The sequence below is a fragment of the Nocardioides alkalitolerans genome, assembly GCA_038184435.1.
In the GTDB taxonomy this organism is placed as follows: Bacteria; Actinomycetota; Actinomycetes; order Propionibacteriales; family Nocardioidaceae; genus Nocardioides; species Nocardioides alkalitolerans_A.
The window spans coordinates 2,315,767-2,336,178 of record CP116227.1 but is presented as its reverse complement, the minus strand read 5'-3'; the positions used below and the strand labels follow the sequence as shown (position 1 = coordinate 2,336,178).

The window sequence follows — 20,412 nt, the reverse complement described above, 5'->3', positions numbered from 1 at the left end:
CGGGAGAAGCGGGTTCCGGCCCGATTTCTCGTGCGTGTCGAGGATGTGTATGCTTCCTCGTCGCTTGCCCCTTTAGCTCAGTCGGCAGAGCGTCTCCATGGTAAGGAGAAGGTCTACGGTTCGATTCCGTAAAGGGGCTCTGGGAAACGGGCCCGGCACCGGTCGTCAGATCGGGGTCGGGCCCGCTCCCGGAATGGCGGGGTAGCTCAGACGGTTAGAGCGCACGACTCATAATCGTGAGGTCGCGGGTTCGATACCCGCCCCCGCTACCAGCACGACTCGCAGCATCCAACGACAAGGAATCACCGTGGCCAGCAAGAGCTCTGACGTTCGCCCGAAGATCACGCTCGCCTGCGTGGACTGCAAGGAGCGCAACTACATCACCAAGAAGAACCGCCGCAACGACCCCGACCGCATGGAGCTGGCGAAGTTCTGCCCGCGCTGCCGGACGCACACGGCGCACCGCGAGACCCGCTGACGCGGACCGCACCCCCAGCACGGCCGAACGGCCCACCCGAGCGTATCGGGTGGGCCGTTCGTCTTGCGGTGGGGTCGTACGCCCGAGCGGATCCCGGCCGCCCGGCCGACCCCGGCCGACGCACCGGTAACCGCTAGCGTTCCTTTCATGAGCCTCGACAGCACGCTGGTGGGACGGACGTTCCCCGCGACGCCGCCCTACCGGGTGAGCCACGAGAAGGTCACCGAGTTCGCGAGGGCCACGGGCACGCCGTACGCCGCGGACGGCCCCGTGCCGGCGACCTTCCCGATCGTGCTCGCGTTCGCCGCCATGAACGACTTCCTCGACGCCGTCGGCGTCGACCTCAGCCGCATCGTCCACGGCGAGCAGAAGTTCGCCTACGAGCGTCCGATCCGCACCGGCGACGTGCTGACCACCGCGCTGACCGTGGCGTCCCTGCGCCAGATCGGCGGCAACGACATCATCGGCACCCGCAGCGACGTCACCGACGCCGACGGCGCCCTCGTCTGCTCGACGAGCGCCGTCCTCGTCCACCGAGGAGGCACCCCGTGAGCATCCCGAGCGGCATCGAGGCGGGCACCGTGCTGGAGCCCCGCACCTACCCCGTCACCCGCGCCACCCTCGTGCGGTACGCCGGCGCGAGCGGCGACTTCAACCCGATCCACTGGTCGGACCGCGTGGCCGGCGCCGTCGGCCTGCCGGGCGTCATCGCCCACGGCATGCTGACGCAGGCGCTGGCCGCCCGCGCCGTCGCCGAGTGGACCGCCGACTGGGCCGACGGCGCGCCCGCGCAGGTCGTCGAGCTCGGCGCCAAGTTCACCAACCCCGTCGTCGTGCCCGACGACGACACCGGGATCGACCTCGTCGTGGCCGGCACCGTCAAGGCCGTCGACGGCGACCTGGTCACGCTCGCGCTCGAGGTCACCGCCGGGGGCACGAAGGTGCTCGGCAACCCCCGGGCGGTCGTGCGTGCCTGACGACCCCACGGTGGCGCCGCGGCTCGCGGACCTCACCACGCTGCGGCTGGGCGGACCCGCGGGCCGGTACGTCGCGGCGACGACCGAGGCCGACCTCGTCGCCGCCGTCGCCGAGGCGGACGCGGCCGGCGAGCCGTTGCTGCTCGTGGCGGGCGGCTCCAACCTCGTCGTGGCCGACGCGGGCTTCCCCGGCACCGTCGTGCACGTGGCGACCACCGGCGTGCGCGCCGACCACGACTCCGACGACCCCACGTGCGGCGGTGTCCTCGTGACGGTCGCCGCCGGTGAGCCCTGGGACCCGTTCGTGGCCCACGCCGTCGAGCGGGGCTGGGTGGGCGTCGAGGCGCTCTCGGGGATCCCGGGCGCCGTCGGGTCCACGCCGATCCAGAACGTCGGGGCCTACGGCCAGGAGGTCGCCGACACGATCGCGACCGTGCGCACCTGGGACCGCGTCGCCGGGGCGCAGCGGACCTTCGCGGCGGCCGACTGCGGCTTCGGCTACCGGCACAGCCGGTTCAAGTCGGAGCCCGGCCGGTACGTCGTGCTCGACGTGACCTTCCAGCTCGGGGTCGGCGGTCCCGACGCGCTCGGCGCGCCGGTCCGGTACGCCGAGCTCGCGCGCACCCTGGGCGTGGCGGTGGGGGAGCGGGCGCCGCTCGCGGACGTGCGCGCGGCGGTCCTCGGGCTGCGCGCCGGCAAGGGCATGGTGCTGGACGCTGCGGACCACGACACCTGGAGCGCCGGCTCCTTCTTCACCAACCCGGTGCTGGACGCCGCCACCGCGGCGACCCTCCCGCCCGACGCGCCCCGCTTCCCGCAGCCCGACGGCACCGTCAAGACCAGCGCTGCCTGGCTCATCGACCACGCCGGCTTCGGCAAGGGGTTCGCCCTCGCCGACGACGCCGCCGTGAGCCTGTCGACCAAGCACCCGCTCGCCCTGACCAACCGCGGTGACGCCACGACCGAGGAGCTGCTGGCGCTGGCCCGCGCCGTGCGGGACGGGGTGGAGCGCGCCTACGGCGTGCGGCTGGTCAACGAGCCGGTGACCGTCGGCTGCGCGCTCTGAGGCGGATCAGGGGGAGGTCGACGCGGTCGCGAACAGCACCGCGATGAGGCCCGCCAGCGCCAGCACGCCCAGGCCGAGCAGCACGGTGCCGACGATGCCCATGATCTTGCCGGCCCGCGCGGCGGACGCGCCGCCGACGCGGCCCTGGGACGCCTCGATCTCCTTGAGGGCGCCGGAGCCGATCGCCCACGCGAAGGGCGAGAGCAGGAAGCCGATGCCGGTCGAGAGACCGATGAAGAGGCCGACGGCGCCGAGGATCATCGACGTCATCGCCCGCGGGTGGTCCGGCGGCGGGAGCAGGTGGGTGGGGATGGGGACCGGCGACGGCTGGTACGGCGCGGGTCCGCCCGGGTACGCGCCGTACGGCTGCTGGCCGTAGGCCTGACCGGCGGGCTGGCCGTAGGGCTGCCCCTGGGGCTGGTCCGCCTGCGGGAACGGGGTCTGCGGGTAGCCCTGGGCGTAGGGCTGCTGCTGCGCCGGGGGAGGGCCCCACGATCCCGCACCGGGGGTCGGCTCGGGGTCGGGGTTCTTCTCCAGCGACGGGCGCTGCGGTTCGTCGGTCACGGGATCCAGTCTCCCACGGGCGCGTCGAGCCATGCCTGGACATCGTCGAGACACGTCGCGCGCAGGTCCTCGGGCATCCGGGCGGCGCGGAAGGACATCCGGGCGAGCTCGGCGAGGGTGGCGTCGTCGAGCTCGTGGGCGGCTCGCATGGTCGCGTACTGCCCCGCGAGGCGGGAGCCGAACAGGAGCGGGTCGTCGGCACCGAGGGCGACCGTGGCGCCCGCCGCCAGCAGGGTGGGCAGCGGCACCGAGGTGAGGTCGCCGAAGACGCCGAGCGAGACGTTGGAGGTCGGGCACACCTCGAGGGCCACGCCCGCCGCCACGACGCGGTCGAGCACCCGGGGGTCGTCGGCGGAGCGGACGCCGTGGCCGATGCGGTCCGCCCCGAGGTGGTCGAGCACCTGGGTCACGGAGTCCGGTCCCAGCAGCTCCCCGCCGTGCGGGACGAGGGCGAGGTCCGCCCGGCGCGCGATCTCGAAGGCGCGGGCGAAGTCGGCGGTCGTGCCCCGGCGCTCGTCGTTGGAGAGCCCGAAGCCGACGACCCCGCGCCCGGCGTACTGCGCCGCCAGGCGGGCCAGCGCGCGGGCATCGAGGGGGTGGCGGGTGCGGTTGGCGGCGATGACCACCGCCATCCCGAGGCCGGTGGCCGCCGACGCCTCGGCCACGGCGTCGAGGACCAGGTCGGTGAAGGCGGTCATGCCGCCGAAGCGGGCGCCGTACCCGCTGGGATCGACCTGGATCTCCAACCAGCGGCCGCCGTCGCGCACGTCGTCCTCGGCGGCCTCGCGCACGAGCCGTCGCACGTCGTCGGGCGTGCGGAGCACCGACCGCGCCACGTCGTAGAGCCGCTGGAAGCGGAACCACCCCTTCTCGTCGTCGGCCGCCAGCCGCGGCGGCCAGTCGCTGACGAGCGCGTCGGGCAGGCGGATGCCGTCGCGGGCCGCCAGCTCGAGCAGCGTGGCGTGCCGCATCGAGCCCGTGAAGTGGAGGTGCAGGTGTGCCTTCGGCAGCGCGTCCAGGGGGCGGGGTGCGACGTCGGCCATGGGGACACCGTAGTGTCGGGGCCTCGGCGCAGCGGCCGGGCGTGGTGCGGAGCATTTGGACGTTGATCCACACCTACCCGTACACTCGTCGGCTGGTGGTCCACCCCCGTGATGGAGCGCGCCCGGGATCCGGGATCGCTGCGGGGACGGAGCGCCGAAGGGCACTAGCTCAACTGGCAGAGCATCGGTCTCCAAAACCGAAGGTTGGGGGTTCAAGTCCCTCGTGCCCTGCGAGACAGATCCCGTGGTGCCGATCCTCGGCACCACGGGCCTCGATCAAGCGACGAAGGGTGGACAGCGTGTCGGACTCCCGCGCGGTGCGGAGCTCGAAGGACGACGACGCCCCCGGTGGTGAGGACAAGCCCGTCCGCACCGGCCCGCTCACCTTCTACAAGCAGGTCGTCGCCGAGCTCCGCAAGGTGGTCTGGCCGACCCAGTCGCAGCTCGTCACCTACTTCGCCGTCGTGCTCGTGTTCGTGGTCGTGATGATCGCGATCGTGTCGCTGCTCGACCTGGCGTTCGGCAAGCTCGCGTTCGAGGTCTTCACGACCACGAGCGGCGACAGCTGACGGCCTCGCCGCCCGTCCCCCGACCAGCAGTCCAGCAGATGATGGAGCACAACGTGCCGGAGCAGTACGACGCCCTCGAAGCCGAGGAGACCTCGGCCGACCTCACGGAGACGGCCGACGACGCCCTCGAGGCGGACGCCGTCGCCGAGGAGTCCGAGGAGTCGTCCGACGCCGAGGCGTCCGTCGAGGAGCCCGCCGAGGAAGCGTCGGTCGAGGAGCCCGCCGAGGAGGAGGACCCGCTCGAGCAGTTCCGCCGCGAGCTGTGGGCCAAGCCGGGCGACTGGTACGTCGTGCACACCTACGCGGGCATGGAGAACCGGGTCAAGGCCAACCTGGAGAACCGTGCCGTCTCCCTCAACATGGAGGACTACATCCACGAGATCGTGGTCCCCACCGAGGAGGTCGCGGAGATCAAGAACGGCCAGCGCAAGCTGGTCCGTCGCACGGTCCTCCCGGGCTACGTCCTCGTCCGCATGGACCTCACCGACGAGTCGTGGTCGGCCGTGCGCCACACCCCGTCGGTCACGGGCTTCGTGGGCCACAGCAACTCGCCGGTGCCGCTGAGCCTCTCCGAGGTGGAGAGCATGCTCGCGCCCGCCGTCGAGGCCAAGGCCGTCGCCGACGCCCAGGCCGCGGGCCAGCCGGCGCCCGCCGGCACGACCGCGGCGAAGACGCCGGTCGAGGTGGCCGACTTCGGCGTGGCCGACTCGGTCATGGTCGTGGACGGCCCGTTCGCCACGCTGCACGCGACGATCACGGAGATCAACGCCGAGTCGCAGAGGGTCAAGGCCCTCGTCGAGATCTTCGGCCGGGAGACCCCGGTCGAGCTGAGCTTCAGCCAGATCCAGAAGGTCTGACCCGGAGTCGACCTGCTGGTTCCGGCCGGAGCCCGCAACACAGGTGGCAGAGCGCGTCCTCGCTGAGGGCGCGCTCGTCATGACCACGAGAACAGAAAGAGGATCCAGGACATGCCTCCGAAGAAGAAGATCGCTGCGCTCGTCAAGGTGCAGCTGCAGGCCGGTGCCGCGACGCCGGCCCCGCCGGTCGGTACCGCGCTCGGTCCGCACGGCGTCAACATCATGGAGTTCTGCAAGGCGTACAACGCCCAGACGGAGTCCATGCGCGGCAACGTCGTCCCCGTCGAGATCACGATCTACGAGGACCGGTCGTTCACCTTCATCACGAAGACGCCGCCGGCCGCCGAGCTGATCAAGAAGGCCGCGGGCCTCAAGAAGGGCTCGAGCGTCCCCCACAAGGACAAGGTCGCGCACCTCTCCAAGGACCAGGTCCGGGAGATCGCCACGACCAAGCTGCCCGACCTCAACGCGAACGACATCGACGCCGCGATGAAGATCGTCGAGGGCACGGCTCGCTCGATGGGCATCACCACCGACTGACCACGCCGTCACGCTGCCCCCGCGGGCAGCACCCGGCCCCACCGCACCCGTGGCAGAGCCGCGCTGGCTCACACGACCACACCTGGCAGGAAAGAGAACCAGACATGCAGCGCAGCAAGACCTACCGCGCAGCGACCGAGGCGTTCGTCGCCGACGAGCTGCACAGCCCGCTCAAGGCGATCACCGTCGCGAAGTCGGTCAGCAAGAAGAAGTTCGACGAGACCGTCGACGTGGTCATGCGCCTCGGCGTCGACCCCCGCAAGGCGGACCAGATGGTGCGCGGCACCGTCAACCTGCCGCACGGCACGGGCAAGACCGCCCGCGTCCTCGTCTTCGCGAACGCCGACAAGGCCGAGGCCGCCCGTGAGGCCGGCGCCGACCACGTCGGTGGCGACGAGCTGATCGAGAAGGTGAACGGCGGCTGGCTCGACTTCGACGCCGTCGTCGCGACGCCGGACATGATGGGCAAGGTCGGTCGTCTCGGCCGCGTGCTCGGCCCCCGTGGCCTCATGCCCAACCCGAAGACCGGCACCGTGACGCCTGACGTCGCCAAGGCCGTCACCGACATCAAGGGCGGCAAGATCGAGTTCCGCGTCGACCGCCACTCGAACCTGCACTTCATCATCGGCAAGGCGTCCTTCACCGAGCAGCAGCTCGCGGAGAACTACGCGTCCGCGCTCGAGGAGGTGCTGCGGCTCAAGCCGTCGGCCTCCAAGGGCCGCTACATCAAGAAGGTCACGATCTCCACGACCATGGGCCCCGGCATCCAGGTCGACCCCAACCGGGTCAAGAACGTCGCGGTGGACGAGGAGGCCTGAGCCTCCGGCCACCCCGCTGGCACGAGCCGGCACCTGCGCCTCCGGGCGCGGGTGCCGGCTCGTCGGCGTTCGCGGAGAAATCTGTGGAGAAGTACCACCTATAAATGGCAATCTGCGGTACGGTCGACCTGTTCGATCTCATCCACGTCTCGGGGGTACACACATGAACAGGTTGACGCGTCTCGTCCTCATCGTCTGCGCAGCGATCGCCGTCGTCGGGGCGGCGCAACCGGCGATGGGCGCCTACTGGGGGAGCAAGGACTCCCCGCTCAAGGGCGGCGGCGGTGGCCAGGGCTACGGCAACTTCTACGACAACCGGGGCGTCTACGCGGCGAACTCCTCCCACCGCCGGGACAGCAACGGCGGCGGTGGCATCTACGTCGAGACGCAGTTCTACTTCTTCTACGACGGCGGCTCGGGCGCGGGCTACCAGTCCGGCGGCCGCGGCCAGACCGAGCGCACCGGCTCGCGTGACTGGGTCTACAAGACGGTGACGCGCGGCCTGCACCCGGAGGGCACCTCGGCGCGGGGCGTCATCCGGGTCTGCGAGGACCGCAACTGGGCTCCCGACGGCTGCTCCGAGAAGTCCACCCGCACCTTCGAGTACTGAGGTCGGGGTGTCGCTGGTCGTCGGCGAGGAGATCCGGGTCGCCCACCAGGGACGGCCGGTGCTCGACGGGGTCACGTTCTCCGTCGACACCGGTCTCACCGGACTCCTCGGTGTCAACGGCGCGGGCAAGTCGACGTTGCTGCGGGCGCTCGCCGGTGTCGTCCCTCCCTCGGGCGGCAGCGTGCGGATCGGGGGCCACGACCCCTACGCCGCCGCGTCGCGCCCTGCGGCGCTCCGCCTGCTGGGCTACGTCCCGCAGCACCTGGAGGCCCCGCCGGCCTTCTCGGTCGCGGACTACCTCCTCCACCTCTGCTGGCTGAAGGAGGTGCCCCGTCGCGAACGGCCAGACGCCGTCGGGCGGGCGCTGGCCGCGGTGGACCTCACCGACCGTGCGTCCTCACGCCTGAGCACGCTGTCCGGCGGCATGCGGCAGCGCGCGTCGATCGCGCAGGCGCTGCTGACGGACCCGCGGGTCCTGCTCCTGGACGAGCCCACCACCGGCCTCGACCCGCACCAGCGGGCCGAGCTGCGGGGTCTCGTGCAACGGCTGGGTGCCGACCGGGCGGTGCTGCTCGCCACCCACATCGTCGAGGACGTGGAGTACGTCGCGGACCACCTCGTCGTGCTCCACGAGGGCCGCGTGCGCTTCGACGGTCCGACGGCGGAGCTCGCCGCGGGCGCCGAGGCCGGTGACGGTCCCGGCGGCGGTGCGGTCGGGGGTCGCCTCGAGCGCGCGTTCCTCCGTCTGGTGGTGGGCGGGTGACGGCGGCGCTCCGCAGCTGCGCTGCGGCGCGGCTGCTCCCGCTGCTCCTGCTCGTGGCCGTGGGCGTCGTCCTGTCGCGGGGGACGCCGTGGCTCGGCGAGCCGCCGTGGACCGCGGCGCGCATCGCGGGCAGCGTGATCATCCTGGGCCCGGTGGTCGCCGGGCTCACCGCCATGGATGCGGCGCGCTGGAACGAGGAGCACCTCACCGCCACGCTGCGGTCCCTGCCGCGGGCCGCGGTCGCCCGGTGGCACGTGGTGCTGGCCAACGCCCTGGTCGGCATCGCCGCGCTGCTCCTCGTGCAGGTGGCGGGATACGCGGCGAACCTGGCCGTCGGGGTGGGGTACGTCGCGTCGCCCGTCTCGGTGGCGCTGCTCGTGCTGGGCGCCGCCGCCGTGCTCCTGGGCTCGGCGGCGGTCGGCGGTCTCGTGGGCCTCCTCTGGGGGTCCGTGCTGGCGGCACCCCTGGCGGCGGCGGGGCTCTACGGGCTCGCCCTCGTCGCCCTCAGCCTCGACGTCCCCGCGCTGTTCGCGATCTTCGGTGGCGCCGGCGGCATGGTGGGACTGCGGGCGAACCCGACGGCGTTCGGCGCCCTGCTCGCCTTCCACGTGCTGCTGACGGTGGCGGTGCTCGCGGCGTACGCGCTGCGGGACGGGGTCGTGCGCCGCCGAACGGCGGGGCTGGTGCTCGTCGTCGGGGCCGCGGGCGCGGTGGCGGTGACGGCGGGGCTGGTCGTCTCCGACCCGGACCAGGTGGTGGTCGACGACCGCCCGGTGGCGTGGGCCTGCGCCGGCGAGGGGCCGCGGGTGTGCCTCCCGCGGGAGAGCCCGCGCCAGCTCGAGTGGCTGGCCGCGGAGATGCACGAGCTGGCGGAGCCGCTCGCCGCAGCGGGGGCGAGCGTGCCGGGCACGTACCGGATGGAGGTGCCGGGGCAGCGCCGCGACCTCGCCGAGGGGAGCTTCGCGCCCCTCGACACCGGCCGGCTGACCCGACCCGAGGGCGATCCCGAGGAGGTCGCGGCCTACCTGAGCACGCCGGCCCCGTGCGCGGCGTACTCCGATCCGGCGGGACCGCCGCCGGCGTTCGTGCACGAGACCCGGGAGGTCCTGCGGGTCTGGCTGCTCGTGCGCAACGGTCTCGCCGACCCGGCGGACTTCCGGGAGGCCTGGTTCGGGCGGTGGATCGCGGCCCCTGTGGAGGAGCAGCGGCCCTGGGTCCGCACGACCTACGAGCAGCTGCGCTCCTGCGAGCTCGACCGGCTGGAGCCGCCGGCGACCTCGGCGCGGTGAGGGCGTCGGCCGCCGGACTGTTCGTCCGACGCTGGTCCGTCCTGCCCGCGCTCGCGTCCGCCGCCGTCCTGACCGCGGCCGTGCTCGTCTGGGCCGACGCTCTCGTCCCCCTGCCGCTCGCGGACGGGCGCCTGCCGCTGTGGACCTACCTCCCGGCGGTCAGCTCGCTCGGCGCGGGGGGAGTGGTCGCAGCCCCGCTGACCGAGGCGGAGCGGGCGACCCCGCGTGGTGGTCGCCGGGTGCAGCTGCTCCGCGCCGTGGTCGCGGTGGCCGTCGCCCACGTCGGCCTGCTGGCCGCGGCGCTGGTCGTCGACCCGCGCCACGTCGCGTTCGGCACGTCCGCCTTCACCGCTCTCGTGCTCGTCGCGGCGGCCGTGATCGGGCGCTACTGCTGGCTGCCCGTGCTGCTCGCGGCGGTGGCGTACGTGCTCGTGGTCGCGTCCACCGGACCGGGGCGGATCGTCGCCGAGCTCGGTCACCGCCCGGCCGTCCTCCTCGCGGCGCAGCTGCTGGTCGTCGTGGCGGTGGCGGCGTACGTGCTGCGCACGGGACGCCGTTGAGGAATGGCCCGCTCCCCGGCGTCCCGCGGCGTGCGCGCGCTCGATTTGGTCGCGCGGAGGCCGGCCCGTAATGTGCTCCCCGCAACCAGAGACCGCCGGTTGTCGTTCCGTGCCCGTCAGGGCGGGGGGCGACCGAAGGCTCCGCGTCAGCGGACGGCCAGCGCAGGAAGCGGAGAGTAGACCGGCGTGCAGCGCACGCCATGTCCACGCCCCGGTGCCTGCGCCGGGGCGTCCGTCATTTCACGGGGCTTCTCGCGACGGTCTCACGACCGTAGTTCGGAAGGAGACCCATGGCGCGGCCAGAGAAGGCAGCAGCCGTCGCGGAGATCGTTGACTCGTTCAACGACGCCGCCGGTGCTGTGCTGACCGAGTACCGCGGTCTCACCGTGAAGGAGCTGCAGAACCTGCGGCGCTCCCTCGGCGAGAACGCCAACTACGCCGTGGTCAAGAACACGCTGGCCAAGATCGCTGCCCACGAGGTGGGCATCGAGGGCTTCGACGACCTCCTGAACGGCCCCACCGCCATCGCCTTCATCACGGGCGACGTCGTCGAGGCCGCCAAGGGTCTGCGTGACTTTGCCAAGGCGAACCCCGCCCTGATCATCAAGGGCGGTGTCCTGGACGGCAACGCCCTCGACGCTGCCGAGATCGCCAAGCTGGCCGATCTCGAGTCGCGCGAGGTCCTGCTCGCCAAGGTGGCCGGTGCCCTCACCGCCACGATGGCCCAGGCGCTCTACGCGTTCAACGCCCTCCCCTCGCAGACCGCTCGCCTCGCGGGCGCGCTGCAGGAGAAGGCCGCGAACGACCCCTCGATCCTCGCAGGTGGTGCCGGTGAGCCGGCTGCAGCCGCTGCTGAGGAGGTCCCCGCGGCCGAGGCCGACGAGGACACCCCCGCCGACGCCTGAGCTCCCGCTCAGCGCCGACGCAACCACCACCTGAAGAAACCCCGGCCCGCCGGTCGAGCACCGCGGGCCAGAGAAGGAAGGACGCCACCATGGCGAAGCTCAGCACCGAGGAGCTCCTCGACGCGTTCAAGGAGCTCACGCTCATCGAGCTCTCCGAGTTCGTGAAGCAGTTCGAGGAGACGTTCGGCGTCACCGCGGCCGCCCCGGTCGCCGTTGCCGCTGCTCCGGGTGGCGGCGGCGGCGCTGCCGACGCCGGTGCGGCCGAGGAGAAGGACGAGTTCGACGTCATCCTCGAGGCCGCCGGTGACAAGAAGATCAACGTCATCAAGGAGGTGCGCGCCCTGACCTCCCTCGGCCTGAAGGAGGCCAAGGAGCTCGTCGAGGCGGCCCCCAAGGCCGTGCTCGAGGGCGTTGCGAAGGACGCGGCGGAGAAGGCCAAGGAGGCCCTCGAGGGCGCCGGCGCCACCGTCACGCTCAAGTGACCTCTGCTCGGGCGCACGCCTGAGCCGTCGGTTCGCCGACACAGCCGCGAAGGGCGGCCATCCTGCGGGATGGTCGCCCTTCGTGCGTCCCGGGGGTGACCCGCGTAACATCTCCCGACGTCGCTAGTTGACCCACCAGTAGGTCCGGCGGGACGCGAGGGAGAAGTGCGCATGGGTGTCGAGATCAAGGTCGACGGGCTGACCAAGTCGTTCGGCAATCAGGTGATCTGGCGGGACGTGTCGCTCACGGTCCCCGCGGGGGAGATCTGCGTGATGCTGGGCCCCTCGGGCACCGGCAAGTCGGTCTTCCTCAAGGCGCTGATCGGGCTGCTCAAGCCCGACACGGGCTCGATCGTGATCGAGGGCACCGACATCGCCTCGTGCTCGGAGAAGGACCTCTACGAGATCCGCAAGCTGTTCGGCGTGCTGTTCCAGGACGGCGCGATGTTCGGCTCGATGAACCTCTACGACAACGTCGCGTTCCCCCTGCGTGAGCACACCCGCAAGTCGGAGTCGGAGATCCGCGACATCGTCATGGAGAAGATGGACCTGGTCGGCCTGGTGGGCGCGGAGGACAAGCTGCCCGGTGAGATCTCCGGCGGCATGCGCAAGCGCGCCGGCCTGGCCCGGGCGCTGGTGCTCGACCCCGAGATCGTGCTGTTCGACGAGCCCGACTCCGGTCTGGACCCGGTGCGCACGGCGTTCCTGAACCAGCTGATCGTGGACCTGAACGCGCAGATCGACGCGACGTTCCTGATCGTGACCCACGACATCAACACCGCCCGCACGGTGCCGGACAACATCGGGTTGCTCTACCACAAGCACCTGGCGATGTTCGGTCCCCGCGAGATGCTGCTGAGCTCGGAGGAGCCGGTGGTGCGCCAGTTCCTCAACGCCCAGCGCGTGGGCCCGATCGGGATGTCGGAGGAGAAGGACGCCAACGAGCTCGCCGCCGAGGCCGGTCAGGAGCTCCCGCCGCTGCCGCCGATCCCGATGCAGCTCGAGCCCTCCAACGGCATCCCGCGCCGCAGCCAGCGTCCGCCGGGGGAGTGGTGCCGCGAGCACGGCGTCACCCCGCCCCCCGGGTCGTTCCAGGCCGACGCGGCGATCGCGACCCGCTGAGCATCCCGGTGCCCCGCCGAGCGGGCGCGTCGCTTGACGCGTCCGGGCGCGGAGGCGCATAGTCTCCGCACGACGGCGGCACTCGGACTGCCTGTTTCGTCGTGCTTGCACATAGTTGACCAGCAGGGTACATTTGCGCTTTGCGCCTGCCCTCAAATGCCGATCCGCCTGCCCGGTGGCCGATCGTGTGGTCGGCCGGCGCCACCTTCAGCGAACCTTTCGAAGGAATGGTCTTGGCCGCGAGCAACAACGCTGGTAACCCCCGTCGCATCACTTTCGCGAAGATCGACGAGCCGCTGGAAGTCCCCCAGCTCCTCGATCTGCAGACCAAGAGCTTTCAGTGGCTCATCGGTGACGAGGGCTGGGAGGCCCAGGTCCAGGCCCGGCTCGACGCCGGCGAGGACGTCTCCCCCAAGTCGGGTCTCGAGGAGATCTTCGAGGAGATCTCCCCGATCGAGGACTTCTCCGAGACGATGTCGCTCTCGTTCGAGAACCCGGTCTTCGTGGACCCGAAGTACACGGAGGACGAGTGCAAGGAGAAGGACTTCACCTACTCCCGGCCGCTCTACGTCTCCGCCGAGTTCACCAACAACGAGACCGGTGAGATCAAGGGCCAGACGGTCTTCATGGGCGACTTCCCCATGATGACCCGCAAGGGCACCTTCATCATCAACGGCACCGAGCGCGTGGTCGTGAGCCAGCTCGTGCGCTCGCCCGGCGTCTACTTCGAGCGCTCCGCCGACAAGACGTCCGACAAGGACATCTACACCTCCAAGGTCATCCCCTCGCGCGGTGCGTGGCTCGAGTTCGAGATCGACAAGCGCGACCTCGTCGGCGTGCGTCTCGACCGCAAGCGCAAGCAGAACGTCACCGTGCTGCTCAAGGCGCTCGGCATGACGACCGAGGAGATCCGCGAGGAGTTCCGCAACCCCGCGACGGGCGAGACCTACGAGTCGATCGCGCTGACGCTGGAGAAGGACAACACCACCGGCCAGGACGACGCGCTGCTGGACATCTACCGCAAGCTGCGCCCGGGTGAGCCGCCGACGCGCGAGGCCGCGCAGACGCTGCTGAACAACTACTACTTCAACCCGAAGCGCTACGACCTCGCGAAGGTCGGCCGCTACAAGATCAACAAGAAGCTGGGCGCCGGCCAGGCCTTCGACCAGCAGACACTGACGATCCAGGACGTCGTCGCGACGGTCCGCTACCTCGTGCAGCTGCACGACGCGGGCATCGTGCACGAGGCGCCGGACTTCACCGACGCGTCGGGCTCCGTGGTGATGGGTCCGGACGACAAGCCGGTCAAGGTCGCCGCCGACGACATCGACCACTTCGGCAACCGCCGCATGCGCGCGGTCGGCGAGCTGATCCAGAACCAGCTCCGCACGGGCCTCGCCCGCATGGAGCGGGTCGTGCGCGAGCGCATGACGACGCAGGACGTCGAGGCGATCACGCCGCAGTCGCTCATCAACATCCGGCCGGTCGTGGCGGCGCTGAAGGAGTTCTTCGGCACCTCGCAGCTCAGCCAGTTCATGGACCAGACGAACCCGATCGCGGGCCTGACGCACAAGCGTCGTCTGTCCGCGCTCGGCCCGGGCGGTCTCTCGCGTGACCGCGCCGGCATGGAGGTCCGCGACGTCCACCACAGCCACTACGGCCGCATGTGCCCCATCGAGACCCCCGAGGGCCCGAACATCGGCCTGATCGGCTCGCTGGCGTCGTTCGGTCGGATCAACCCGTTCGGCTTCGTCGAGACGCCGTACCGCAAGGTCGTCGAGGGCCAGGTCACCGACCAGATCGACTTCCTCACGGCCGACGACGAGGACCGGTACGTCATCGCGCAGGCCAACGCGCGCCTGACCGAGGACCTGCACTTCGCCGAGGAGCGGGTGCTCGTCCGCCAGAAGGACGGCGAGGTCGGCGAGATCCCGGCCGGCGAGGTCGACTACATGGACGTCTCGCCGCGCCAGATGGTGTCGGTGGCGACCGCGCTCATCCCGTTCCTCGAGCACGACGACGCCAACCGCGCCCTCATGGGCGCGAACATGCAGCGTCAGGCCGTGCCGCTCATCCGCAGCGACTCGCCGTTCGTCGGCACCGGCATGGAGCTCCGTGCCGCGGTCGACGCCGGTGACGTGGTGCTCGCCGAGGCCGCGGGCGTCGTCAAGGACGTGTCGGCCGACGCGATCGAGACGATGAACGACGACGGCACGTACTCGACGTACCGCCTGGCGAAGTTCAAGCGCTCCAACCAGGGCACGTGCATCAACCAGCGCCCGCTGGTGAACGAGGGCGACCGCCTGGAGATCGGCACGCCGATCGCCGACGGCCCGTGCACGGACGACGCCGAGATGGCGCTGGGTGCGAACCTGCTCGTGGCGTTCATGCCGTGGCAGGGCCACAACTACGAGGACGCCATCATCCTCAGCCAGCGCCTCGTGCAGGAGGACATGCTCACCTCGATCCACATCGAGGAGCACGAGGTCGACGCGCGCGACACCAAGCTCGGCCCCGAGGACATCACGCGGGACATCCCGAACGTGTCCGAGGAGATGCTGGCCGACCTCGACGACCGGGGCATCATCCGGATCGGCGCCGAGGTCACCACCGGTGACATCCTCGTCGGCAAGGTGACGCCCAAGGGCGAGACCGAGCTGACCCCCGAGGAGCGCCTGCTCCGCGCGATCTTCGGCGAGAAGGCGCGCGAGGTGCGCGACACCTCGATGAAGGTGCCGCACGGTGAGTCCGGCACGGTCATCGGCGTCCGCGTCTTCGACCGCGAGGAGGGCGACGAGCTCCCGCCCGGCGTCAACCAGCTCGTGCGGGTGTACGTCGCGCAGAAGCGCAAGATCTCCGTGGGTGACAAGCTCGCCGGCCGTCACGGCAACAAGGGCGTCATCGCGAAGATCCTGCCGATCGAGGACATGCCGTTCATGGAGGACGGCACGCCGGTCGACGTCGTGCTCAACCCGCTGGGTGTGCCGCGACGCATGAACATCGGCCAGATCCTCGAGCTGCACCTCGGCTGGCTCGCGAAGCAGGGCTGGGACCTCAACCTGTCGGGCGACCCCGAGTCGGCCGACTGGAAGCAGCGCCTCATCGCGATCGGCGCCGACAAGGCGGACCCGAACTCGAAGGTCGCGACGCCCGTGTTCGACGGTGCCCGCGAGGACGAGATCATCGGCCTGCTCGACTCGACGACGCTCAACCGCGACGGCGACCGCCTCATCGACCACACGGGCAAGGCGCGCCTGCTCGACGGTCGCTCGGGCGAGCCGTTCCCGGAGCCGGTGTCGGTGGGCTACATGTACATCCTGAAGCTGCACCACCTCGTGGACGACAAGATCCACGCGCGCAGCACGGGCCCGTACTCGATGATCACGCAGCAGCCGCTCGGTGGTAAGGCCCAGTTCGGTGGCCAGCGGTTCGGCGAGATGGAGGTCTGGGCGATGGAGGCGTACGGCGCTGCCTACGCCCTCCAGGAGCTCCTCACCATCAAGTCGGACGACGTGCCGGGCCGCGTGAAGGTCTACGAGGCGATCGTCAAGGGCGAGAACATCCCCGACTCGGGCATCCCCGAGTCGTTCAAGGTGCTCGTCAAGGAGATGCAGTCGCTCTGCCTGAACGTCGAGGTCCTCAGCCAGGACGGCTCGATGATCGAGCTCCGCGACGCGGAGGAGGACGTGTTCCGCGCTGCAGAAGAGCTGGGCATCGACCTGTCCCGCCGCGAGCCCAGCTCGGTCGAAGAAGTCTGAGGGTGACGGTCGGTGGGCGCGGGTGATCCCGCGCCCACCGGCCCCCCTCGGTCCTTTTGATTGCTTAGAGAACTAACGAAGGAAGCAGCCACTGTGCTCGACGTCAACTTCTTCGACCAGCTCCGGATCGGCCTCGCTACTCCCGACGACATCCGCGGCTGGAGCCACGGCGAGGTCAAGAAGCCCGAGACCATCAACTACCGCACCCTGAAGCCGGAGCGCGACGGTCTCTTCTGCGAGAAGATCTTCGGTCCCACCCGGGACTGGGAGTGCTACTGCGGCAAGTACAAGCGCGTCCGCTTCAAGGGCATCATCTGCGAGCGCTGCGGCGTCGAGGTGACCCGGTCCAAGGTGCGCCGTGAGCGCATGGGCCACATCGAGCTGGCCGCGCCCGTGACCCACATCTGGTACTTCAAGGGTGTCCCCAGCCGTCTCGGCTACCTGCTCGACCTGGCGCCCAAGGACCTCGAGAAGGTCATCTACTTCGCGGCGTACATGATCACGTCCGTCGACGAGGAGGCGCGCCACCGCGACCTGTCCTCGCTCGAGGGCAAGGTCGCCCAGCAGCGCGAGCTGCTGGAGAAGCGTCGCGACACCTCCCTGGAGGACCGCACCAAGAAGCTCGAGGAGGACCTCGCGGCCCTCGAGGCCGAGGGTGCCAAGGCCGACGCGAAGCGCAAGGTCCGCGACGGTGCCGAGCGCGAGCTCAAGCAGCTCCGTGACCGCGCGCAGCGCGAGATCGACCGCCTCAACGAGGTCTGGGACACGTTCAAGAGCCTCAAGGTCCAGGACCTCATGGGCGACGAGATGCTGTACCGCGAGATGAAGCAGTGGTTCGGCAAGTACTTCGAGGGCTTCATGGGCGCCACGGCGATCCAGCGTCGCCTGGCCGACTTCGACATCGAGGCCGAGGTCGAGTCGCTGCGCGAGACGATCGCCAACGGCAAGGGTGCGAAGAAGGTCCGCGCGCTCAAGCGCCTCAAGGTCGTCGACGCGTTCCGCAAGACGGGCAACCAGCCCGTCGGCATGGTGCTCGACGCCGTCCCGGTGATCCCGCCGGAGCTCCGGCCGATGGTGCAGCTGGACGGTGGCCGCTTCGCGACCTCCGACCTCAACGACCTGTACCGCCGCGTCATCAACCGCAACAACCGCCTCAAGCGGCTGCTCGACCTCGGCGCACCCGAGATCATCGTTAACAACGAGAAGCGGATGCTCCAGGAGGCCGTCGACTCGCTGTTCGACAACGGCCGTCGTGGTCGCCCGGTGACGGGTCCGGGCAACCGGCCCCTGAAGTCGATCTCCGACATGCTCAAGGGCAAGCAGGGTCGCTTCCGCCAGAACCTCCTCGGCAAGCGCGTGGACTACTCGGGCCGTTCGGTCATCGTGTCGGGTCCGCAGCTGAAGCTGCACCAGTGCGGTCTGCCCAAGCAGATGGCGCTCGAGCTCTTCAAGCCGTTCGTGATGAAGCGGCTGGTGGACCTCTCCCACGCGCAGAACATCAAGTCCGCCAAGCGGATGGTGGAGCGCGCGACGTCCGGTGCCCGCTACGCGGTCGTCTGGGACGTGCTGGAGGAGGTCATCACGGAGCACCCGGTGCTGCTGAACCGTGCGCCCACGCTGCACCGTCTCGGCATCCAGGCGTTCGAGCCGCAGCTCATCGAGGGCAAGGCCATCCAGATCCACCCGCTCGTCTGCGGCGCGTTCAACGCCGACTTCGACGGTGACCAGATGGCCGTGCACCTGCCGCTGAGCGCCGAGGCGCAGGCCGAGGCCCGCATCCTCATGCTCTCGACCAACAACATCCTCAAGCCCTCCGACGGTCGTCCCGTGACGATGCCGTCGCAGGACATGATCATCGGCCTCTTCTGGCTGACGACCGACCGCGAGGGTGAGCCGGGCGAGGGCCGGGCGTTCCGGTCGCCGGCCGAGGCCACCATGGCCTTCGACCGGGGCGAGATCACGCTGCAGAGCAAGATCACGCTGCGCTTCGACGACGTCGTCGCGCCCGTCGGCGAGGAGGTGGAGGTCGAGTCGTCCGGCTCGGTGCGCTTCACGACCACGCTGGGTCGCGCGATCTTCAACGACACCCTGCCGGCCGACTACCCCTTCGTGAACTACGAGGTGGGCAAGAAGCAGCTGGGTGCGATCGTCAACGACCTCGCCGAGCGCTACACCAAGGTCGAGGTGGCCGCGTCGCTCGACGCGCTCAAGGACACCGGCTTCCACTGGGCGACCCGTTCGGGCGTCACCGTCTCCATCGACGACGTGACGACCCCGGACGCCGCGAAGGCGGAGATCCTGGCGGAGTCCGAGAAGAAGGCCACGAAGATCCAGAAGGACTTCGAGCGCGGTCTGCTCACCGACGACGAGCGTCGTCAGGAGCTCATCGAGATCTGGACCAAGGCCGCTGCCGACGTCCGGGCCGCGATGCAGGTCAACTTCGACCGCAAGAACCCCATCTACATGATGGTGGACTCGGGCGCGTCCGGAAACATGAACCAGATCAGCCAGGTGGCCGCCATGCGTGGTCTCGTGGCGAACCCGAAGGGCGAGATCATCCCGCGCCCGATCAAGTCCAACTTCCGCGAGGGCCTGACGGTCCTCGAGTACTTCATCGCGACGCACGGTGCCCGCAAGGGTCTCGCCGACACCGCTCTGCGGACGGCCGACTCGGGCTACCTCACGCGTCGTCTGGTGGACGTCTCGCAGGACGTGATCATCCGCGAGGACGACTGCGGCACCGAGCGCGGTCTGCCCAAGCAGATCGGCGAGCGCGGCGAGGACGGCGTCGTCCGCAAGGCGGAGAACGTCGAGACCGCGGCGTACGCGCGCTCGGCGGCGAGCGAGATCACCCACCCCGAGACGGGCGACACGCTCGTCGAGGCGGGCGGCGACCTGGGCGACGTCAAGATCGCGGAGCTGGTCGCGGCGGGCATCGAGGAGGTCAAGGTCCGCTCGGTCCTGACCTGCGAGGCCGCCACGGGCACCTGCGCGAAGTGCTACGGCCGGTCGCTGGCGACGGGCAAGCTCGTCGACATCGGCGAGGCCGTCGGCATCATCGCGGCCCAGTCGATCGGTGAGCCGGGCACGCAGCTGACGATGCGTACCTTCCACACCGGTGGTGTGGCGTCGGCCGACGACATCACGCAGGGTCTCCCGCGTGTGGTCGAGCTCTTCGAGGCGCGCTCCCCGAAGGGTCGTTCCCCGATCGCCGAGGCCGCCGGCCGCGTGCGCATCGAGGACACCGACAAGGCCCGCACGGTCATCCTCACGCCGGACGACGGCTCCGAGGAGCAGGAGTACCCGGTCTCGAAGCGCCTGCGCCTCCTGATCTCCGACGGTGACCACGTCGAGGTCGGCGAGAAGCTGACGCTGGGCACGGAGGACCCGCAGGACGTCCTGCGGATCCTGGGTGTGCGGGCCGCGCAGAAGCACCTCGTGGACGAGGTGCAGCGCGTGTACCGCAGCCAGGGCGTGGCGATCCACGACAAGCACATCGAGATCATCGTGCGGCAGATGCTGCGTCGCGTGACGGTCATCGAGTCGGGTGACACCAACCTGCTGCCCTCCGACCTCGTCGACCGCGTGCGGTTCGAGACGGAGAACCGGCGGGTCGTCTCCGAGGGCGGCAAGCCGGCCTCGGGTCGTCCGGTGCTCATGGGCATCACGAAGGCCTCGCTCGCGACCGAGTCGTGGCTCTCGGCGGCCTCCTTCCAGGAGACCACCCGGGTGCTCACGGACGCCGCGATCAACGGTCGCTCCGACAGCCTCCGCGGCCTGAAGGAGAACGTGATCATCGGCAAGCTGATCCCGGCGGGCACCGGTCTCGAGCGGTACCGCAACGTCCGGGTCGAGCCCACCGAGGAGGCCCGCGCCGCGGCGTACTCGGTGCAGGGCTACGACTCGTACGACTACGAGTTCGGCAACACGGGTGGCGGCCAGGCCGTCGCCCTGGACGACTTCGACTTCGGGTCCTACCAGGCCTGATCGACCTCGTCACCGACAGGACGG

Annotated in this window: 19 protein-coding genes and 3 tRNA genes; 20 read left to right on the top strand and 2 right to left on the bottom strand. The window is 70.4% G+C overall.

Features of this window, described 5'->3' with window-relative positions; translation table 11 throughout:
- The first annotated feature begins 66 nt into the window (after positions 1 to 66).
- The 6 genes from PIR53_11200 to PIR53_11175 all read left to right on the top strand — a co-directional run bounded on the left by PIR53_11200 (position 67) and on the right by PIR53_11175 (position 2,521).
- Positions 67 to 139: transfer RNA gene (locus PIR53_11200), tRNA-Thr, on the top strand.
- A gap of 56 nt (positions 140 to 195) precedes the next feature.
- A tRNA-Met gene (locus PIR53_11195) sits at positions 196 to 272 on the top strand.
- Between the two features lie 35 nt (positions 273 to 307).
- Positions 308 to 478, top strand: a complete 171-nt coding sequence (gene rpmG, locus PIR53_11190; GenBank protein WZH50591.1) for a 50S ribosomal protein L33 — start codon at positions 308 to 310, stop codon at positions 476 to 478.
- Positions 479 to 625: 147 nt separating this feature from the next.
- On the top strand, positions 626 to 1,030 hold the full coding sequence (locus PIR53_11185) for a MaoC family dehydratase N-terminal domain-containing protein (protein ID WZH50590.1): 405 nt from the start codon (positions 626 to 628) through the stop codon (positions 1,028 to 1,030).
- A complete protein-coding gene (locus PIR53_11180; protein ID WZH50589.1) occupies positions 1,027 to 1,455 on the top strand; it encodes a MaoC/PaaZ C-terminal domain-containing protein in 429 nt (142 codons plus the stop codon). Before PIR53_11185 ends, PIR53_11180 begins: the two co-directional genes overlap by 4 nt.
- Complete coding sequence (locus PIR53_11175) at positions 1,448 to 2,521, top strand: UDP-N-acetylmuramate dehydrogenase (protein WZH50588.1); 1,074 nt, start codon at positions 1,448 to 1,450, stop codon at positions 2,519 to 2,521. Before PIR53_11180 ends, PIR53_11175 begins: the two co-directional genes overlap by 8 nt.
- A 6-nt stretch (positions 2,522 to 2,527) precedes the next feature.
- Here the strand turns inward: PIR53_11175 and PIR53_11170 are convergent, their stop codons facing one another.
- On the bottom strand, positions 2,528 to 3,085 hold the full coding sequence (locus tag PIR53_11170; protein WZH50587.1) for a hypothetical protein: 558 nt from the start codon (positions 3,083 to 3,085) through the stop codon (positions 2,528 to 2,530).
- Complete coding sequence (locus PIR53_11165; protein WZH50586.1) at positions 3,082 to 4,128, bottom strand: adenosine deaminase; 1,047 nt, start codon at positions 4,126 to 4,128, stop codon at positions 3,082 to 3,084. The genes PIR53_11170 and PIR53_11165 overlap by 4 nt, the downstream gene beginning before the upstream one ends.
- A gap of 158 nt (positions 4,129 to 4,286) precedes the next feature.
- Between PIR53_11165 and PIR53_11160 the strand changes: the two genes are divergently transcribed.
- The 14 genes from PIR53_11160 (at position 4,287) to PIR53_11095 (ending at position 20,388) form a co-directional block, all read left to right on the top strand.
- Positions 4,287 to 4,359 (top strand) — tRNA-Trp (locus tag PIR53_11160).
- A gap of 68 nt (positions 4,360 to 4,427) precedes the next feature.
- Positions 4,428 to 4,697, top strand: coding sequence for a preprotein translocase subunit SecE (gene secE, locus PIR53_11155; GenBank protein ID WZH50585.1), 270 nt, complete (start codon positions 4,428 to 4,430; stop codon positions 4,695 to 4,697).
- A gap of 41 nt (positions 4,698 to 4,738) precedes the next feature.
- Positions 4,739 to 5,554 (top strand): transcription termination/antitermination protein NusG, encoded by an 816-nt coding sequence (gene nusG / locus PIR53_11150; protein WZH54440.1) that lies wholly within the window; start codon positions 4,739 to 4,741, stop codon positions 5,552 to 5,554.
- 111 nt (positions 5,555 to 5,665) lie between these two features.
- Positions 5,666 to 6,094, top strand: coding sequence for a 50S ribosomal protein L11 (rplK, locus tag PIR53_11145; protein ID WZH50584.1), 429 nt, complete (start codon positions 5,666 to 5,668; stop codon positions 6,092 to 6,094).
- Between the two features lie 104 nt (positions 6,095 to 6,198).
- Entirely contained in the window at positions 6,199 to 6,912 is a 714-nt protein-coding gene (gene rplA / locus PIR53_11140) for a 50S ribosomal protein L1 (protein ID WZH50583.1), read from the top strand.
- A gap of 163 nt (positions 6,913 to 7,075) precedes the next feature.
- Positions 7,076 to 7,522 (top strand): hypothetical protein, encoded by a 447-nt coding sequence (locus PIR53_11135; GenBank protein ID WZH50582.1) that lies wholly within the window; start codon positions 7,076 to 7,078, stop codon positions 7,520 to 7,522.
- A gap of 7 nt (positions 7,523 to 7,529) precedes the next feature.
- A complete protein-coding gene (locus PIR53_11130; GenBank protein ID WZH50581.1) occupies positions 7,530 to 8,285 on the top strand; it encodes an ATP-binding cassette domain-containing protein in 756 nt (251 codons plus the stop codon).
- Positions 8,282 to 9,574 carry a hypothetical protein gene (locus tag PIR53_11125; GenBank protein ID WZH50580.1) on the top strand — a complete coding sequence of 431 codons (1,293 nt, stop codon included), beginning with the start codon at positions 8,282 to 8,284 and terminating at the stop codon, positions 9,572 to 9,574. Before PIR53_11130 ends, PIR53_11125 begins: the two co-directional genes overlap by 4 nt.
- On the top strand, positions 9,571 to 10,134 hold the full coding sequence (locus tag PIR53_11120) for a hypothetical protein (protein ID WZH50579.1): 564 nt from the start codon (positions 9,571 to 9,573) through the stop codon (positions 10,132 to 10,134). Before PIR53_11125 ends, PIR53_11120 begins: the two co-directional genes overlap by 4 nt.
- Positions 10,135 to 10,424: 290 nt before the next feature.
- The gene (gene rplJ, locus PIR53_11115; protein WZH50578.1) at positions 10,425 to 11,039 is read left to right on the top strand and encodes a 50S ribosomal protein L10; all 615 of its coding nucleotides are present in this window, start codon (positions 10,425 to 10,427) and stop codon (positions 11,037 to 11,039) included.
- Positions 11,040 to 11,128: 89 nt separating this feature from the next.
- Positions 11,129 to 11,521, top strand: a complete 393-nt coding sequence (gene rplL, locus PIR53_11110; GenBank protein WZH50577.1) for a 50S ribosomal protein L7/L12 — start codon at positions 11,129 to 11,131, stop codon at positions 11,519 to 11,521.
- Between the two features lie 171 nt (positions 11,522 to 11,692).
- A complete protein-coding gene (locus PIR53_11105) occupies positions 11,693 to 12,643 on the top strand; it encodes an ABC transporter ATP-binding protein (protein ID WZH50576.1) in 951 nt (316 codons plus the stop codon).
- Between the two features lie 233 nt (positions 12,644 to 12,876).
- A complete protein-coding gene (rpoB, locus tag PIR53_11100) occupies positions 12,877 to 16,401 on the top strand; it encodes a DNA-directed RNA polymerase subunit beta (GenBank protein ID WZH50575.1) in 3,525 nt (1,174 codons plus the stop codon).
- Positions 16,402 to 16,494: 93 nt separating this feature from the next.
- Positions 16,495 to 20,388, top strand: a complete 3,894-nt coding sequence (locus PIR53_11095) for a DNA-directed RNA polymerase subunit beta' (protein WZH50574.1) — start codon at positions 16,495 to 16,497, stop codon at positions 20,386 to 20,388.
- Positions 20,389 to 20,412: the final 24 nt, after the last annotated feature.

Coding starts and splice junctions, on each gene's coding strand:
- PIR53_11185 (WZH50590.1), top strand. CDS start 626: ATGAGCCTCGACAGCACGCTGGTGGGACGGACGTTCCCCGCGACGCCG.
- PIR53_11165 (WZH50586.1), bottom strand. CDS start 4,128: ATGGCCGACGTCGCACCCCGCCCCCTGGACGCGCTGCCGAAGGCACAC.
- nusG (WZH54440.1), top strand. CDS start 4,739: ATGGAGCACAACGTGCCGGAGCAGTACGACGCCCTCGAAGCCGAGGAG.
- rplK (WZH50584.1), top strand. CDS start 5,666: ATGCCTCCGAAGAAGAAGATCGCTGCGCTCGTCAAGGTGCAGCTGCAG.
- rplA (WZH50583.1), top strand. CDS start 6,199: ATGCAGCGCAGCAAGACCTACCGCGCAGCGACCGAGGCGTTCGTCGCC.
- PIR53_11135 (WZH50582.1), top strand. CDS start 7,076: ATGAACAGGTTGACGCGTCTCGTCCTCATCGTCTGCGCAGCGATCGCC.
- rplJ (WZH50578.1), top strand. CDS start 10,425: ATGGCGCGGCCAGAGAAGGCAGCAGCCGTCGCGGAGATCGTTGACTCG.
- rplL (WZH50577.1), top strand. CDS start 11,129: ATGGCGAAGCTCAGCACCGAGGAGCTCCTCGACGCGTTCAAGGAGCTC.
- PIR53_11105 (WZH50576.1), top strand. CDS start 11,693: ATGGGTGTCGAGATCAAGGTCGACGGGCTGACCAAGTCGTTCGGCAAT.